We start from the raw sequence: 16,246 nt of genomic DNA on the forward strand, positions 1-16,246 counted from the left end.
GAACGGGGTGGCGGCTTGAGCGGAGGCAGCCATACCGGGTATACATACTCGGTATGTCGATCCGTCACGGCCTGCTCGCCCTGCTCGACCAGGGCCCGCGCTACGGCTACCAACTGAGAACCGAGTTCGAGGCCAGGACGGGGGCGACCTGGCCGCTGAACGTCGGCCAGGTCTACACCACGCTGGGCCGCCTGGAGCGCGACGGGCTGGTGGAGGCCGCCGGCGAGGACGACGAGGGCCACCAGTTCTACGCCGTCACCGACGAAGGACGCCTGGAACTGCGCCGCTGGTTCGACACCCCGGTGCCGCGCACCAACCCGCCGCGCGACGAACTGGCGATCAAGCTGGCGATGGCGGTGACCATCCCGGGCGTGGACGTGGCCGCCGTGGTGCACGGCCAGCGCCGGCACAGCATGCAGGCGCTCCAGGACTACACCCGGCTCAAGGGCCGGGCGCTGGCCGCCGACACCGGGTCCGGCGGCGACCTGGCCTGGCTGCTGGTGCTGGAACAGCTGATCTTCCAGACCGAGGCGGAGATCCGCTGGCTGGACCACTGCGAGTCCCGGCTCGCCCAGCACGCCGAACGGGCCGCCGCCGCGCCGCCCGGACCCGCCGCGCCGCCCGCCCGGCGCGCCGCCAAGAGCCGCGACCGCGGCCGCATCTGAACCTCCTGGGGGAGCGATGACCGAACAACCCAAGCCGACCGGCCAGTTCGAGCCCGGCAGGCAGCTCAAGCCCGCGGAACCCGTCCTGCACCTCGACCGGATCAGCCGCACGCACGGCCACGGCGCGGCCGAGGTGCACGCGCTGCGCGCCGTCGACCTGCGGGTCTACCCCGGCGAACTGGTCGCCGTGATGGGGCCCTCCGGCTCCGGCAAGTCCACCCTGCTCACCCTCGCCGGCGGCCTGGACAGCCCCACCGGCGGCCGGGTGATCGTCGAGGGCACCGTCCTCGGCGACCTCGACCGCAAGAAGCTGGCCGCCGTCCGCCGCCGCTCGGTGGGCTACGTCTTCCAGGACTACAACCTGATACCGGCGCTCACCGCCGCCGAGAACATCGCGCTGCCCCGCGAACTCGACGGCGTCTCCGCCCGCGCCTCCCGCCGCGAGGCGCTCGCCGCGCTGGAGGAGCTCGGCATCGCCGAACTCGCCGACCGCTTCCCCGACGACATGTCCGGCGGCCAGCAGCAGCGCGTCGCGATCGCCCGCGCGCTGATCGGCGACCGCCGCCTGGTGCTCGCCGACGAACCCACCGGCGCCCTCGACTCCACCACCGGCGAGTCCGTGCTCGCCGTGCTGCGCGCCCGCTGCGACGCCGGCGCCGCCGCCATGATGGTCACCCACGAGGCCCGGCACGCCGCCTGGGCGGATCGGGTGGTCTTCCTGCGCGACGGCCTGCTGGTCGACGAGACCACCCGGCAGGACGCCGGGACCCTGCTCGTCACCGCCGCCGCCAACGCCCGCGAGGACGGTGACCGGTGAAGCCCAGCGCCTGGCGCGCCGCCCTCCGGATCGCCCGCCGCGACGCCGCCCGGGCCAAGGGCCGCAGCGCCCTCGTCCTGGCGATGATCGCGCTGCCGGTGCTCGGGGTGGCCGGCGTCGACGTGATCGCCCGCAGCTCCCAGCTGGAACCGGCGGAGAAGGCCGCCCGGACGATGGGCACCGCCCAGGCCGCCGTCTCCATGAACACCCCCGGCCACGCCCTCCTGCAGAGCCCCGACGCCGAGGAGAGCACCGGCGGGGGGCCCACCGAGCAGAACGGGACGAAGACCCCCGCCGAACAGCGCAGCGCCTCGACCGACCCCGCGCAGCTGCTCACCGAACTGCTGCCCGGCGCGGTGCTGGTACCCACCGGGAACTACCGGAGCGCCTCGGCCACCACCGCCGAGGGCCGGATGTCGACCACCGTCCAGGAGGTCGACCTGACCGACCCGGTGTGGCGCGGCAAGCTGAACGTGGTCGAGGGCAGCGCCCCCACCCGGCCCGACCAGCTCGCGGCCACCAGGGCTTTCCTGGACCGCTCCGGCCTGCGGATCGGCGACCGCACCGCACTGCGCGGCCTGGACTCCCGGCCGTACACCATCACCGCCGTCGCGGAGAACCCCGGTCGCCTGGACGAGAACGAGCTGTACGGCCGTCCCGGCGCGGTGATCGACGCACTGGCCCAGGCCGACCGGAACTCCACCCACAGCGGGCCGGGGAACTCCACCACCTGGCTGGTCAAGCTGCCCGCCGGGGCCCGGATGGACTGGGCCAAGGTGCAGGAGCTCAACGGCTACGGCTTCACGGCGGCCTCCCGGGCCGTCCTGCTGCACCCGCCGGCCCGCGCCGACGTGCCCTACTACGCCCAGGAGGCCGGGTACGACTCCGGCCGCATCGACAAGAGCGTGCTGGCCGTCGCCGCGCTGGTGCCCGGCATGGCCCTGCTGGAGATCGTGCTGCTCGCCGGGCCCGCCTTCGCGGTCGGCGCCCGCCGCTCGCGCCGTCAGCTCGGCCTGCTCGCCGCGGGCGGCGGCGACCGCTCGCACGTGAGGGCCGTGGTCCTGGCGGGCGGCGCGGTGCTCGGCACCGGCGGCGCCGTGCTCGGCCTGTTCGGCGGCCTGGGACTGGTCGCGCTGCTGCGCGGCACCCTGGAGGAGTACGGCGGCCAGCGGTTCGGACACTTCGACGTGCAGCCCCTCGACCTGCTCGGCGTCGCCCTGGTCGGCCTGGTCACCGGCCTGCTCGCGGCCGTCGTCCCCGCCGTCCAGGCGTCCCGGCAGGACGTGGTCGAGGCGCTCACCGGCCGCGGCGGCAGCAAGCCCGCCAACCGGCTGCTCGCCGTGCTCGGCGCCGTGATGGTGGCCGGCGGCACCGGCCTGGCCATGCTCTGCGCGGTCACCAACACCGCCCCCGTGCCGGGCCTGCTCGGCGGCTCGGTGATCGCCGAGCTCGGCATGCTGCTGTGCACCCCGCTGCTGATCGGCCTGTTCGGCCGGCTCGGCCGCCACCTGCCGCTCAGCCCGCGCCTGGCACTGCGCGACTCGGTGCGCAACCGCGGCCGCACCGCCCCCGCCGTGGCCGCCGTGATGGCCGCCGTGGCCGGTGCCGTCGCGGTCGGCATCTACCACGCCAGTGACGTCGAGAAGCAGCGCCAGGACTACCGGCCCAGCCTGCCGCCCGGCGCGGTCGCCCTGTTCCAGGGCGGCAGCTCGGACGCCGCCCAGTACGCCGCCCTGCGCGGGGCCGTCGAGAAGGACTTCGGCGCCCTCGGCGAGCGCGCCGACGTGCTGAGTCCGACCGCCGTCTCCCGGGACTGCGGGGTCAGCTACGACTGCGGGTACGTCCAGGCGCTGAAGACGCCGGAGAAGCGCTGCCCGGCCGTGGACGCCAAGACCGACGAGGAGCGCGAACGGCTGGTCGGCGATCCCCGGTGCACCGAGATGCGGGGCCTCCCCAACGAGCTGAGCAACATGTTCGGCGACGTCCTGATCGGTGACGCGGCCCTGCTGCACAACCTGCTCGACCTGCACGACCCGGCCGCCGAACAGGCCCTGGCCTCGGGCAAGGCCCTGGTGTTCCGCCCCGACCGGGTGGCCGGCGGCAAGGCGTTCCTGCGGGCCGAGGAACAGCCGACCCAGGCCCAGGTCGACGCGGGCGACTACCGGGGCGCGACCCGGGACGTCACCGTGGACGCCGTGGAGGTGAACGCGCCGATGCCGTTCGCCAGCGTCGTGATGGGCCGGGAGACCGCGCAGAAGGCCGGACTGGGCCTCCGCTCCGAGGGCACGCTGTGGCACCCCGCCGCGACGCCCTCCGACAGCGCCGTCCAGAAGGCCGAGGCCCACCTCTCCAAGCTCGACGACACCGTCTACCTGGACGTCGAGCAGGGCTTCAAGGCCGGTCGGAGCGTCCGGATGATCGGCCTGATGGTCTTCGCCGCCGTGGTCGCCCTCGGCGCGGCGGGCATCGCCACCGGCCTGGCCGCCGCCGACTCCCAGCAGGACCTGGCCACCCTGGCCGCGGTCGGCGCGTCCGGTGGCATCCGGCGGCGGCTGTCCGGCTTCCAGTGCGGGGTGATCGCCGCGATGGGCGCGGTGCTCGGCCTGGTCTGCGGAGCCGTCCCGGCGGTCGCGCTGCGGCTGCTGGAGGCCCGCAACTCGGAGGTCTGGGTCAACACCACCCCGATCGGCCACGAGGACGCGGTCATCGCCGTCCCGTGGGGCGACCTGGCCGCCCTGCTGCTCGGCCTGCCGCTGGTGGCCGTCCTGCTGGCCGCGCTGCTCACCCGGTCCAAGATCGGGCTGACTCGCCGGGCCGGCTGACCCGCGGCCGGCTGACCCGCGGCCGGCTGACCCGCGGTCGGCGGACCGCCGGGAAGTGACCGTGCTCACGGCCGGGGGAGGCCGTGGGCACGCACCCGTCCGGGCGAACTAAAGTCGTCCGTATGACGAAAACGCCGGACAGCGCCGTCCGCTCCTTCATCGACCGGCACGAGGAGGCCTTCCTGGCCGACCTCGCCGACTGGCTGCGCATCCCCTCGGTCTCCGCCGAACCGGGCCGGGCGGGCGAGGTCCGCCGCTCCGCCGAGTGGCTGGCCGACAAGCTGCGCGCGACCGGCTTCCCGGTCGCCGAGGTGTGGGAGACGGACGGGCTGCCGGCGGTGTTCGCCGAGTGGCCCGCCGGCGAGGAGGGCGCGCCGACCGTGCTGGTCTACGGCCACCACGACGTGCAGCCCGCCGCCCGCGAGGACGGCTGGGACACCGACCCGTTCGAACCCACCGTGGTCGGCCGCCGGCTGTACGCGCGCGGCGCCGCCGACGACAAGGGCCAGGTCCTCTTCCACACCCTGGGCGTGCGCGCCCACCTCGCCGCCACCGGCCGCACCGCGCCCGCGGTCAACCTCAAGCTGCTGGTCGAGGGCGAGGAGGAGTCCGGCTCGCCGCACTTCGCCGCCCTGGTGCGCCGCGAGGCCGAGCGGCTGGCCGCCGACGTGGTGATCATCTCCGACACCGGCATGTGGTCCGAGACCACCCCGACGGTGTGCACCGGCATGCGCGGCCTGGCCGACTGCCAGATCGACCTGTACGGCCCGGACAACGACATCCACTCCGGCTCCTTCGGCGGCGCCGTCCCCAATCCGGCCGAGACGGCCGCCGCCCTGGTGGCCGGCCTGCACGACGCCGACCGCCGGGTCGCCGTCCCCGGCTTCTACGACGGCGTGGTCGAACTCACCGACGAGGAGCGGGCGCTGTTCGCCGAACTGCCCTTCGACGAGGCGCAGTGGCTGAAGGTCGCCAAGTCGTACGGCACCCAGGGCGAGGCCGGCTACACCACCCTGGAGCGGGTCTGGGCCCGGCCGACCGCCGAGGTCAACGGCATCTGGGGCGGCTACACCGGCCCCGGCGGCAAGACCATCGTCCCGGCCGAGGCGCACCTGAAGCTGTCCTTCCGGCTGGTCGCGGGTCAAGAAGTGGAAAAGGTCCGGGAGTCCGTCGCGGCCTGGGTTTCCGCGCAGGTCCCGGAGGGCATCCGGTACGAGATCGTCTTCCCCGGCGCGACCCGCCCCTGCCTGACGCCGCTGGACCACCCCGCACTGCGGTCCACCGTCCGGGCGATGGAGCGGGCCTTCGAGCAGAAGATCCTGTTCACCCGCGAGGGGGGCTCCGGCCCGGCCGCCGACCTGCAGGACGTGCTGGGGGCGCCGGTGCTGTTCCTCGGCATCTCGGTGCCCTCGGACGGCTGGCACTCGATCAACGAGAAGGTGGAGCTCGACCTGCTGCGCAAGGGCGTCGAGACCGCAGCCCACCTGTGGGGCGACCTCGCGGAGAACTTCCGGTGACGGCCCGCCGCCACCACCACCGCACCGAACGCGAACGGGGATGGACGAGTTGAGCAGCGCACCCGAGACCAAGCACCTCGCGCTGGCCCGCGCCGGGGTGGACCGGGCGGCGCACCGCCGGCTGGACGAGCCCTGGCTGGCCGCGGCCTGGAGCCACCCCACCACCCGGGTGCTGCCGATCGCCGGCGGCGAAGCCTTCGTGGTGGACACCGCCACCGGCAGCGAACTGGTGCTGCTCCCCTCCTTCGAGGCCCCGGAGTCCGGCCACCGGTACTTCCTGGGCACCGACGAGGACGGCACCCACTACTTCGCGCTGGACTGCGAGTCGCTGCCCGGCCGGCTCGACGGCGACGCCCGCCCGGCCGGCCTGCGCGAGGTCGGCGGCACGCTCAGCGACCGGGACTCCGGGCTGCTGGTGCACGCCGTCGCGCTGGAGCACTGGCACCGGCTGCACTCCTTCTGCTCCCGCTGCGGTCACCCCACCGAGAAGGCCGGGGCCGGCCACCTGCGCCGCTGCACCTCCTGCGCGGCCGAGCACTACCCGCGCACCGACCCCGCGGTGATCATGCTGATCACCGACGGCGAGGACCGCTGCCTGCTGGGCCGCCAGGCGCTCTGGCCGGAGGGCCGCTGGTCGACGCTGGCCGGGTTCGTCGAGCCCGGCGAGTCCATCGAGCAGGCGGTCGCCCGCGAGGTGCTGGAGGAGGCGGGCGTCCGGGTCGGTGAGGTCGAGTACGTGGCCAGCCAGCCCTGGCCGTTCCCGTCCAGCCTGATGCTCGGCTTCCTCGGCCGGGCGCTGCCCGACGGCACCGGGATCACCGTGGACGGCGAGGAGCTCTCCGAGGCCCGCTGGTTCACCCGGGAGGAACTGCGGGCCGGGATGGTGGCGGGGGAGATCCTGCCGCCGTCCGGCATCTCGATCGCCCGGTACCTGGTCGAGCTCTGGTACGGCGAACCGCTCCCGGCGGCCGCCCGCTGGTGACCGGTACCGGTGGCCGCCCGCTGGTGACCGGTGCCGACGGGGGCGCGCGGAGCGGTCCGCGCGCCCCCGCCGTGCGTCCGGCGGCTCCGGCCGACCGGAGCGCCCGGACGCAGCGGAACGTTCCGCCGGGGTTTCCCGTGCCCCAATCCCGGGCACGGTTGTCGGATTCCGCTGAAACCGAACGAACCCACTGGCTACATTCACTCGCGTGACGATCCCCCGCGGCTCCGCGCACCCGCCCAAGTACCAGCGGCTCGCCGCCGACCTGCGCCGGCGCATCGCGTCCGGCGAGTGGGCGGGCGGCGGCCGGCTCCCGGTCGAGACCGAACTGGAGGAGCAGTACGGGGTCGCCCGCAACACCGTCCGGCTCGCCGTGGACGTGCTGGTCAACGAGGGCCGGGTGGTGCGCGTCCAGGGCAAGGGCACCTACCTGCGCGAGCCCTCCCGGCACGACCACCGGGTGCACGCCCGCCCGCCCCGCCCGGCCCGCCGCGAACCGCTCACCCCCAGCGCCGAGGTGTACGCCGCCGAGGCGGTGGCCGCCGGGCGGCAGCTCACCGTCGACTTCGAGGTGGCCGCCGTCCGGGCCCGCCGCGACATCGCCGCCTGGCTCGGGCTGCGGCCCGAGGACACCGTGATGATGCGCCGCCAGCTCTGCCGGGTCGACCACGAGCCGTACGCCATCGAGGAGAGCCACTACCGGGCCGGACTGGCCGCCGGCACCCCGCTGATGCAGGACCAGCCCGTCCCCGGCGGGGACGAGCGGATACTGGCGGAGCTCGGCCGGACCGAGACCGCCGCCACCGACCACCTCACCGCCCGGATGCCCGACCCGGCCGAGGCCGCCTGGTTCGGGCTCGGCCCCGGGGTGCCGCTGCTGGTCAACACCCGGATCAGCAGCGACCGGCGCGGCCCGATCCGGGTGGTGGAGACCCGCTACGCCGCCGACCGGGCCCGGCTGCTGTACGAACTCGGCGACGGCGCGGTGGCCGGCTGACCCCGGGACCTCCCGGGGCCCTCCGGCCGGGGCGGCTCAGACCAGCGCGGCCTGGACCTGGCGCAGGCTCGGGTTGGTCATCACGCTCTCGGCGCCGGCGGCGGAAACCACCACGACCGTCGGCACGGTCTGGTTGCCGCCGTTCACCGACTCCACGTAGGACGCCGAGGCCGGGTCCTGCTCGATGTTGACCTCCGTGTAGGCGATGCCCTCGCGCTCCAGCTGGCTCTTGAGGCGGTTGCAGTAGCCGCACCAGGTCGTGCTGTACATCGTGACGGTGCCGGACATGGCGAGGGACTCCTTCGGTCGACGGACGGTGGCCGGGCGGCCGCCCGGTGCAACGTCCGGCGGCCCGGACCCATTCCGGAGCGGATCGCGGTCCGACGATCCGACCATCCGACCATCGCCGGCGGCCTGTGGACAGACCCGTCCGGACTGTCCGGCCCGCCTGCGAGGATGGGGGCATGCAGGAAGACCTCCTCGGGTTCGACGACCCGCACGCCCAGTACGGCCACGCCCCCGCCGGAGCGGACGCGGTGCTGGCCGGGCTCGACCCCGAGCAGCGGGCCGTGGCCACCGCCCTGCAGGGCCCGGTCTGCGTGCTGGCCGGCGCCGGCACCGGCAAGACCCGCGCCATCACCCACCGGATCGCCTACGGCGTGCGCAGCGGCGTCTACCACCCCGCCCAGGTCCTCGCCGTCACCTTCACCGCCCGCGCCGCCGGCGAGATGCGCGGCCGGCTGCGCCAGCTCGGCGCCGACGGCGTGCAGGCCCGCACCTTCCACTCCGCCGCGCTGCGCCAGCTCCAGTACTTCTGGCCGCGCGCCGTCGGCGGCGAGCTGCCCCGGCTGATGGAGCGCAAGGTCCAGCTGGTCGCCGAGGCGGCCGGCCGCAGCGGCCTGCGCGTCCAGCGCACCGAACTGCGCGACCTGACGGCCGAGATCGAGTGGGCCAAGGTCACCCAGGTCGTCGCCGACGACTACCCGACCGCCCTCGCCAAGTCCGGCCGGGAGGCCCCGCGCGACCCGGCGGAGACCGCCCGGGTCTACCGCGCGTACGAGAAGCTCAAGGGCGAGCGCGGCCTGATCGACTTCGAGGACGTGCTGCTGCTCACCGCCGCCATCCTGGAGGAGCGCCCGGAGATCGCCGACCGGGTCCGCTCCCAGTACCGGCACTTCACCGTCGACGAGTACCAGGACGTCTCCCCGCTCCAGCAGCGCCTGCTGGAGCAGTGGACGGGCGGTGACGGCGGCGCCAGCCTCTGCGTCGTCGGCGACGCCAGCCAGACCATCTACTCCTTCACCGGCGCCACCCCCGACCACCTGCTGAACTTCCGCCACCGGCACCCCGACGCCACCGTGGTCAAGCTGGTCCGGGACTACCGCTCCACCCCGCAGGTCGTGCACCTGGCCAACGGGCTGCTCGCGCAGGCCCGCGGCCAGGCCGCCCAGCACCGGCTGGAGCTGGTCTCGCAGCGCGAGGCCGGCCCCGAGCCGGTCTACCGCGAGTACCCGGACGAGCCCACCGAGGCCGAGTCCACCGCCCGGCTGATCCGCGACCTGCTCGGCACCGGCGTGCGGGCCAGCGAGGTCGCCGTGCTGTTCCGCACCAACAGCCAGTCCGAGGTGTACGAGCAGGCCCTCGCCGACCTCGGCATCGCCTACCAGCTCAAGGGCGCCGAGCGGTTCTTCGAGCGCCCCGAGGTCCGCGAGGCCGGGGTGCTGCTCAAGGGCGCCGCCCGGGCCGCCGACGACCCGCTCACCTCCGGCGCGCCCGACCTCGCCGCCCAGGTCCGCGCGGTGCTCGCCACCCGCGGCTTCGCGGCCACCCCGCCGGCCGGCTCCGGCGCCGTCCGCGAGCGCTGGGAGTCGCTGAACGCGCTGGTCCGGCTCGCCGAGGAGTTCGAGGCCGCCCGCACCGCCGCGGGGGAGCGCACCGACCTGGCCGCCTACGTCGCCGAGCTGGACGCCCGGGCCGCCGCCCAGCACGCCCCCGCCGTCGAGGGCGTCACGCTGGCCTCGCTGCACGCCGCCAAGGGCCTGGAGTGGGACGCGGTGTTCCTGGTCGGCCTGAGCGAGGGCACGCTGCCGATCATCTACGCCAAGACCGACGAGCAGGTCGAGGAGGAGCGCCGGCTGCTGTACGTCGGCGTCACCCGGGCCCGCCGCTTCCTCACCCTCTCCTGGTCGCTCTCCCGCTCCCCGGGCGGCCGCGCCTCCCGCAAGCCCACCCGCTTCCTGGACGGGCTGCGCCCCGGCTCCGGCGCCCCCGGCGCGCGCACCCGCGGCGGGCGCGGGGGCGTCGAACCCGGCGCGGAGCGCTCCGTCGCGCGCCGGGCTAGAGGCCCGGTCAAGTGCCGGGTGTGCGAGCGCACCCTGACCGAGGCCCGCGAGCTCAAGCTCCGCCGCTGCGAGGGCTGCCCGTCCGACATGGACGAGGCGCTGTACGAGCGGCTGCGCGAGTGGCGCCTGGTCAAGGCCAAGGAACAGGGCGCCCCCGCCTACGTGGTGTTCACCGACGCCACCCTGGAGGCCATCGCGGAGGCCGTGCCGGGCAGCCTCGCCGAGTTGTCCAGGATCTCCGGGGTGGGCGCCATGAAGCTGGACAAGTACGGCGCCGACGTGCTCTTGTTGTGTGCGGGGGAGAGTCCCGGACCGGCGGGGGAGACCGACCGTGAGCCGGAGCCCGCCCCCGCCGAGGGCGAAGCCGAGAACGAGGCTGAGAACGAGGCTGAGAACTCGCCGGAAAAATAGTTTGCGCGCCGCGTGTACGGCGCAATAGCCTGCCGGAGCGGTCAAGGGGACGAGGCCGCGAAGCTCGCAGAGGGCCTGTTTCTGCGTGCGCCGACCATCAACCAGATACCGGAACCCGGGCGACCGGGCACCGCGAGACGCCGAGAGGAGGCGAGTTCAGTGGAGACCACGATGATCACGAAAATGACCAACCTGATGACCACCCTCGCCATGCCCTCGCGCGTCAGCGTGACGGGTCTGGGTCTCGGTACGGCCGGCGGCAACGCCGGAGCCCTGCTGTCGGAGCACTGCCTTGTCAGTGATCTCGGCAATGCTGTGGGCACCCGTGTCGAGGCAGGTCTCCCCCGTGACTGGGCGGTGTTTGTCGACGGCATTTCGCTGTCCGACGAGCGACCGACCGAGGCACCGAAGGCAGTAGCGGCAGAAGCCCTGCATGGGCGCTATGCGGCCGTCATCGGTGCCGGATCCAACAAGCAGGACCAGCAGACCTCCCTGGCCGAGGCCGCCGCTCGCGGCGCCGAGGCAGGCCGGAAGCAGGCTTTCCGCGGGCCTGGACCCTGGAGCGAACGACCCTGACTGAGTCAGTCACGGGCGGTGCCTCCAGGGCCGCGGAAACCCAGTAACCGGGTTCCGCGGCCCTTCTGTTTTGTCCGGTACGCAAGACCTACCCAGGCCCCACGGGGCCTCCGGCCCGATCCGAACCACGGAACGGCCGGATCCACATCGAAGACGAGGAAGACGCCCACAGTGTCCACGGTCATCACGCCGCCGCCCCTCCCGTCCGTACCGACCGACAAGACCGTCAAGGCCGACCAGGCCGATCCCCCGGAGGTAACACTCATGCAGCTCACCGCCATCGACGAGGCTGACTCGCTCGGGCTCCCGATCCCGTGCCGGGCCTTCGACCCGGAGGTCTTCTTCGCGGAGACCCCCGCGGACGTCGAGTACGCCAAGTCGCTGTGTGGCACCTGCCCCGTCAAGGCCGCCTGTCTCACCGGCGCCGTCGAGCGCCGCGAGCCCTGGGGCGTCTGGGGCGGCGAGCTCTTCGTGCAGGGCGTCGTCGTCGCCCGGAAGCGCCCGCGTGGCCGTCCGCGCAAGACCGAGGTCATGGCGTGAACCCCGCAGCCAGGACCGTCCGCAGCGGCACCGGAGCCGTCCGCAGGGGAGAGCAGCCCCCGCTGGACACCGCTCTGCGCCACTCGGTACGCATCGCGGCCGCCAAGGCCGACGCAGAACTGACCCGTCCCTTCCCGAGCACGCACCACGAGCAGGACCACCACATGAACCCCGCCGGCATCGATCCGACCGTCCGCTCCGAGCAGACCACCGAACTCCAGATCCAGAACAGGACCCTTGAGATGAATCTCCTGCAAGAATCCCTGGCGCGCGCGCATATGCAGCAACGCCTCCACGAGGCCGAGGAGCAACGCCTCGGCCTGCGGGTGATGCGCGCGGCGCGACTGCGCCGCAAGGCCGAACGTGCCTCCCTGCGCGCCCGCAAGGCCCTCGCCGTCGCCCTGATGTGACGGACGCTCCACCCCGGCCGGCCGACCACGAGGCCCCGCCGGTGAACCGCCCCTGAACGCCGACGGCCGACTTCCCGCCCCCGGGAAGTCGGCCGTCGGCGTGTTTCCGGGGCCCCCGGCGCTGCCCCGGTACCGTCTGCCCCCGTTCCGCCGCATTCATTCCACCGGGCCCAATTGCCGCCACCCGCACCCCTGTTCGCCTCTCGAACAGATCGTGCAAGGATGGGCCCCATGTGGCCCTCCCTCCCGCTCGGCGAGAAGCTGCGCACCGTCCTCGGCCAGCCGCGCAAGGTCCGCCGCCTGGTCAGCAGCCCGCGCTCCCGGGTCTGGCGGGCCGAACTCTCCGGCCGTCCGGTGGTGGTCAAGCAACTGGTCGACTCGCCCGGCGCCGACGAGCGGTTCGCCCGCGAGGCCGCCGCGCTCGCCCTGGCCGCCCGGCCCGGCCGCCCCGGCCCTCCGGTGGTGCCCGCGCTGCTCGGCACCGACCCGGCCCGCCGCCTGCTGGTGCTGGAACGCCTGGAGGACCGCACCCCGGGGCCCGGCTGGCAGCGCGACTACGCCACCGCGCTGGCCGGGTTGCACGCCAGCGCCCCCGCCGACCTCGACGACCTCGCCGGGACGCCCCCCGGCACCGACCTGCCCGCCTGGACCGGCCCGACCGAGCGCGACCTCGGCTGCTTCATCGCGCTCGCCCGGATCCTCGACGTGCCCGCCCCGCCCGGCGCCCGCGCCGAGGCCGAGGCCCTGGTCGACCGGCTCTCCGCCACCCCCGTCCGGCACGCGCTGCTGCACGGCGACCCCTGCCCCGGCAACGACCTGCACACCGCCGACGGCGTCCGGTTCGTCGACTTCGAGCAGTCCGCCCTCGGCCCCGGCGCGGTCGAACTCGCCTACCTGCGGGTCGGCTTCCCCACCTGCTGGTGCGCCACCACCCAGCCCGCCGCCGACCTGGCCGAGGCCGAAGCCGCCTACCGCACCGCCTGGCGGGCGGCCACCGGCACCGCGGCCCCCGGCGCGGCCGAACTCGCCGACGCCTGCGCCGGCTGGCTGATCCGCGGCGACGCCCTCGTCCCCAAGGCCGAACGCGGCACCGCCGACCACCTGGCCCGGCTCCACCACGGCGACTGGACCTGGGGCAACGCCACCGCCCGCCGCCGCATCCTGCACCGCCTGCGGGTGGTCGCCGAACTGGCCGACGCCGACACCGCGCTGCCGGTCTTCGGCCGCTTCTGCGGCACCCTCGCCGCCCGCGCCCGCACCACCTGGCCCACCGCCGGCCCGCTCGGCACCGAGCGGACCTGACGGCCCGGGCCGCTCAGGCCCGGACGACCGTCACCCCGTGCCGCTCCATCTCGCGGGCCAGTTCCTCCGGGTAGCCCGACCCGGCGGCCGGGCCGCCCTCCCCGGCCAACTCCCGCTCGGTGGCGGCGAAACCGTGCCAGTGCAGGGTGAACGGCGGGACGAGCCCGAAGCCGCCGCCCAAGCAGTCGCGCAGGCCGTTCCACTCCCGCCCGTAGTACCCGCCGGGGCCGAGCAGCGCCTCACCGATCGCGCAGTGCAGCCCGGGCCCGTCCCGCAGGCCCGCTCCCGCCAGGTGGTACTCGCCGCCGGAGCGGCCCGGCACGCCCGCCGCGCATCGCCAGCATCAGCCAGGCGTGCCGCCCGGCTGCCTCCAACCCGCGCCAGCCGCCGTCCTCGTCGTCCCCGACGGGCAAGTGCCGCACCGGGAACGGCCGTCCCCAGTGCCGCTGCTCCTCGAAGCGGCCGTCCGCCCCGCGCCCACCGCCTCAGTCGGCTTCCGGCTCGGCGAAGCCGGGCAGCCAGCGGAGCAGTTCCTCGTGCAGTCGGACGGTGGCGCCGAGTTGGCACAGGACGCCGATGGTGGACAGGGTGACCCGGTGGATCAGCAGGTAGGAGGGCGGGAGGTTGAGCCGCTTGCCCAGGTCGTAGGCGGGGGAGCGCGGGTCGGCGATCCGGGCGGCCTGGGCGCGCATCCAGTCCCGGCTGAAGGTGAACTGTTCGGCCCGGGTCGGCTCGATGATCGGCAGCAGGTAGTCGAGCACCGCGTCCGGGTCGAGCGAGACGCCGGCCCGGACGAAGTTCTCCTGCCGGAGCAGCTCGTACACCGCCCCGGCGTCGCCCGCCAGGGCCAGCCGCAGCGAGGTGCCGATCGGGCGGGGCAGGCCGCCGGGGAGGCGGTCGACGGTGCCGAAGTCGAGCACGCCGAGCTTCCAGCTCGCGGCGGTGCGGCCGGTCTTGACCAGCCGGAAGTTGCCCGGGTGCGGGTCGGCGTGCAGCAGGCCGGTGCGGGCCGGGCCGGCGAACAGGAAGCGGGCGAGCAGCTGCCCGGCCCGGTCGCGCTCGGCGCGGGTGCCGTCCGAGACGACCTGGGAGAGCGGCTTGCCCTCCAGCCACTCGGTGACCAGCACCCGTCCGGACTGGGCGACCACCCGGGGCACCAGGATGTCGGCGTCCCCGGTGAACTCCTCGGCGTGCAACTGCTGGGACTCCGCCTCCAGCCGGTAGTCCAGCTCCTCGGCGACCCGCTCGCGCAGCTCGGCGATCAGCGGCTTGACGTCCACCCCCGGGATCAGCGGGCCCAGCACCCGGGCCAGCCGGGAGAGCTGGCCGAGGTCGCTGAGCAGGGCGTCGCCCGCGCCCGGGTACTGGATCTTGACCGCGACCTCCCGTCCGTCCTTCCAGACGGCGCGGTGCACCTGGCCGATCGAGGCGGCCGCGGACGGCTGGTCGGAGAAGGAGCGGAAGCCGTCGGCCCAGTCGGCGCCGAGGTCCTCGGCGAGCACCGCGTGCACGGTGCGGGTCGGCATCGCCGGGGCGGACTCCTGGAGCTTGGTGAGCGCGGCCCGGTAGGGGCCCGCGACGTCCTCCGGGAGGGCGGACTCGAAGACCGACATGGCCTGCCCGAACTTCATCGCACCGCCCTTCAACTTGCCGAGCGTCGCGAAGAGTTGCTCCGCGGTCTGGGCCTGGAGCTCGGCCGCGACCTCCTCGGCCGGCCGCCCGCCCAGGCGCTTGCCCAGGCCGAGGGTGGCCCGCCCGGCGAAGCTCAGCGGCAGGGCCGCCAGCCGGGCCGTCCGGGAGACCGCCTTGCGCGGCATCTCAGACATCCGCCACCCCCGTCCGGTCGGTGCGGCCGGTGACGGCCGGGGCCGCCCCGGCACGCGGGCCGGCGACCGGCCGGACCCCGCCGGTTCCTGCCTTGCGCGGTAGATCGCTCACCGGACCTCCTGATCCTCCGGACCGACCGGCGCCCCGCCGGCGGTCGGTACAGCGGCGTTCCCGGCTCCCGTCCGGCACGCCCGGCCGGGCCCCGGGGCTCGAAGACAGACCCTAGCGCCGCATCGGGCGACCTTCGCCCGCCGCGACCCCGGCACGCCCGCTCGCCGCACCGGCCGAGAACCCGAGTACACCCGGTACCAAGGCTTCCGGTCGGCGCGCCGAGAGCACGCACCGGACTCCGCTCCTGCACGGCGAAGGCCGGCCTACGCGGTACTAGCCCATTGTGCCCGTTCGTCCCGGTGCGGAGGACTGCCAGAGGCAACCGCAGTCCGGGTGGCTGCGCAGCCGCAGCCGGCGAACCATGCCGTCGGCGGCGGACAGTTCGCACCAGCCGTCCACGCTCGGCGGCGGCGACCCGTCCAGGTAGAGCTGGACGTGCAGCGCGGCGAGCCCCGCGACCGCGGCGGCGACCGCGCCGTCGCAGGCCGGGAGGCGGGCCCGGCCCGGGCCGCCGTCGATCAGCTGGGCCAGCAGCCGGGGCCACGCCTCGTCCTCGTCCCGCCGGGTCAGGGTGGCGCAGCTGCCGCAGGCGGAGGCGCCGGGGACGACCAACGGGCCGACCACGCCGAGGTGTTCGAGCACCCCGGTGTACAGGTGCGGGATGCCGGCCCGCATCAGCTCCTGGGCGTCGACGGCGGCCCCGGTGTACGCGGCCGAGCCGTCCCGCGGGGCGAGCACCACCAGGGTGGGCGGCGGGGGAGCCGTGGGCGGGCGCCGGTAGCGCTCGCCGACCGGGGCGCCGGTGGCGCGGTGCACCAGCTCGCGGGCGGCGGTGGAGCGCAGCCGCCCGATGTCGCCCGGCGGCAGGCCGCCGGGGGCGCAGTCCCGGGCGGTGACCCGGCCGCGGTCCAGCACCGCGACCTCGCC

General features: G+C 75.0%; 14 protein-coding genes and 1 pseudogene. 11 read left to right on the plus strand and 4 right to left on the minus strand.

All coding sequences use genetic code 11. The annotated features are described in order from the left end of the window. The first annotated feature begins 53 nt into the window (after window positions 1–53). From ACWEO5_RS25600 to ACWEO5_RS25625, 6 genes are all read left to right on the plus strand, one after another. On the plus strand, window positions 54–665 hold the full coding sequence (locus tag ACWEO5_RS25600) for a PadR family transcriptional regulator (RefSeq protein ID WP_344552533.1): 612 nt from the start codon (window positions 54–56) through the stop codon (window positions 663–665). A 16-nt stretch (window positions 666–681) separates the two neighbouring features. Next, window positions 682–1,482, plus strand: a complete 801-nt coding sequence (locus ACWEO5_RS25605; protein ID WP_452164606.1) for an ABC transporter ATP-binding protein — start codon at window positions 682–684, stop codon at window positions 1,480–1,482. After that, window positions 1,479–4,304 (plus strand): FtsX-like permease family protein, encoded by a 2,826-nt coding sequence (locus ACWEO5_RS25610; RefSeq protein WP_452164607.1) that lies wholly within the window; start codon window positions 1,479–1,481, stop codon window positions 4,302–4,304. Before ACWEO5_RS25605 ends, ACWEO5_RS25610 begins: the two co-directional genes overlap by 4 nt. Before the next feature lie 122 nt (window positions 4,305–4,426). Beyond that, window positions 4,427–5,821 carry a dipeptidase gene (locus ACWEO5_RS25615; protein WP_452164608.1) on the plus strand — a complete coding sequence of 465 codons (1,395 nt, stop codon included), beginning with the start codon at window positions 4,427–4,429 and terminating at the stop codon, window positions 5,819–5,821. A gap of 40 nt (window positions 5,822–5,861) precedes the next feature. After that, the gene (gene nudC / locus ACWEO5_RS25620) at window positions 5,862–6,803 is read left to right on the plus strand and encodes an NAD(+) diphosphatase (protein ID WP_344552537.1); all 942 of its coding nucleotides are present in this window, start codon (window positions 5,862–5,864) and stop codon (window positions 6,801–6,803) included. 208 nt (window positions 6,804–7,011) lie between these two features. Next, the gene (locus ACWEO5_RS25625) at window positions 7,012–7,800 is read left to right on the plus strand and encodes a GntR family transcriptional regulator (protein ID WP_452164609.1); all 789 of its coding nucleotides are present in this window, start codon (window positions 7,012–7,014) and stop codon (window positions 7,798–7,800) included. Between the two features lie 36 nt (window positions 7,801–7,836). On the opposite strand, the gene ACWEO5_RS25630 is transcribed toward ACWEO5_RS25625, so the two are convergent. Beyond that, the gene (locus ACWEO5_RS25630; RefSeq protein ID WP_452164610.1) at window positions 7,837–8,088 is read right to left on the minus strand and encodes a mycoredoxin; all 252 of its coding nucleotides are present in this window, start codon (window positions 8,086–8,088) and stop codon (window positions 7,837–7,839) included. 176 nt (window positions 8,089–8,264) lie between these two features. On the opposite strand from ACWEO5_RS25630, the gene ACWEO5_RS25635 reads away from it, so the two are divergent. From ACWEO5_RS25635 to ACWEO5_RS25655, 5 genes are all read left to right on the plus strand, one after another. Beyond that, window positions 8,265–10,553 carry an ATP-dependent DNA helicase UvrD2 gene (locus ACWEO5_RS25635; protein WP_452164611.1) on the plus strand — a complete coding sequence of 763 codons (2,289 nt, stop codon included), beginning with the start codon at window positions 8,265–8,267 and terminating at the stop codon, window positions 10,551–10,553. Between the two features lie 159 nt (window positions 10,554–10,712). Beyond that, complete coding sequence (locus tag ACWEO5_RS25640; RefSeq protein WP_452164612.1) at window positions 10,713–11,129, plus strand: hypothetical protein; 417 nt, start codon at window positions 10,713–10,715, stop codon at window positions 11,127–11,129. A gap of 171 nt (window positions 11,130–11,300) precedes the next feature. Further along, window positions 11,301–11,669, plus strand: coding sequence for a WhiB family transcriptional regulator (locus ACWEO5_RS25645; RefSeq protein ID WP_344552548.1), 369 nt, complete (start codon window positions 11,301–11,303; stop codon window positions 11,667–11,669). Window positions 11,670–11,833: 164 nt separating this feature from the next. Continuing rightward, window positions 11,834–12,079: a hypothetical protein gene (locus ACWEO5_RS25650; protein ID WP_033212161.1), complete on the plus strand. Its 246-nt coding sequence runs from the start codon at window positions 11,834–11,836 to the stop codon at window positions 12,077–12,079. A 231-nt stretch (window positions 12,080–12,310) separates the two neighbouring features. After that, window positions 12,311–13,381 (plus strand): aminoglycoside phosphotransferase family protein, encoded by a 1,071-nt coding sequence (locus ACWEO5_RS25655; protein ID WP_344552549.1) that lies wholly within the window; start codon window positions 12,311–12,313, stop codon window positions 13,379–13,381. A gap of 13 nt (window positions 13,382–13,394) precedes the next feature. Here ACWEO5_RS25655 and ACWEO5_RS25660 read toward each other — a convergent pair whose 3' ends face one another. From ACWEO5_RS25660 to ACWEO5_RS25670, 3 genes and pseudogenes are all read right to left on the minus strand, one after another. Beyond that, window positions 13,395–13,703, minus strand: a complete 309-nt coding sequence (locus tag ACWEO5_RS25660) for a barstar family protein (protein ID WP_452164613.1) — start codon at window positions 13,701–13,703, stop codon at window positions 13,395–13,397. Between the two features lie 163 nt (window positions 13,704–13,866). Then, window positions 13,867–15,207: an ABC1 kinase family protein gene (locus ACWEO5_RS25665; protein ID WP_344552550.1), complete on the minus strand. Its 1,341-nt coding sequence runs from the start codon at window positions 15,205–15,207 to the stop codon at window positions 13,867–13,869. 385 nt (window positions 15,208–15,592) lie between these two features. Continuing rightward, window positions 15,593–16,246: pseudogene (locus tag ACWEO5_RS25670) on the minus strand (ThiF family adenylyltransferase); the annotation flags it as partial.

The sequence above is a fragment of the Kitasatospora sp. NPDC004272 genome (genome assembly GCF_053603035.1).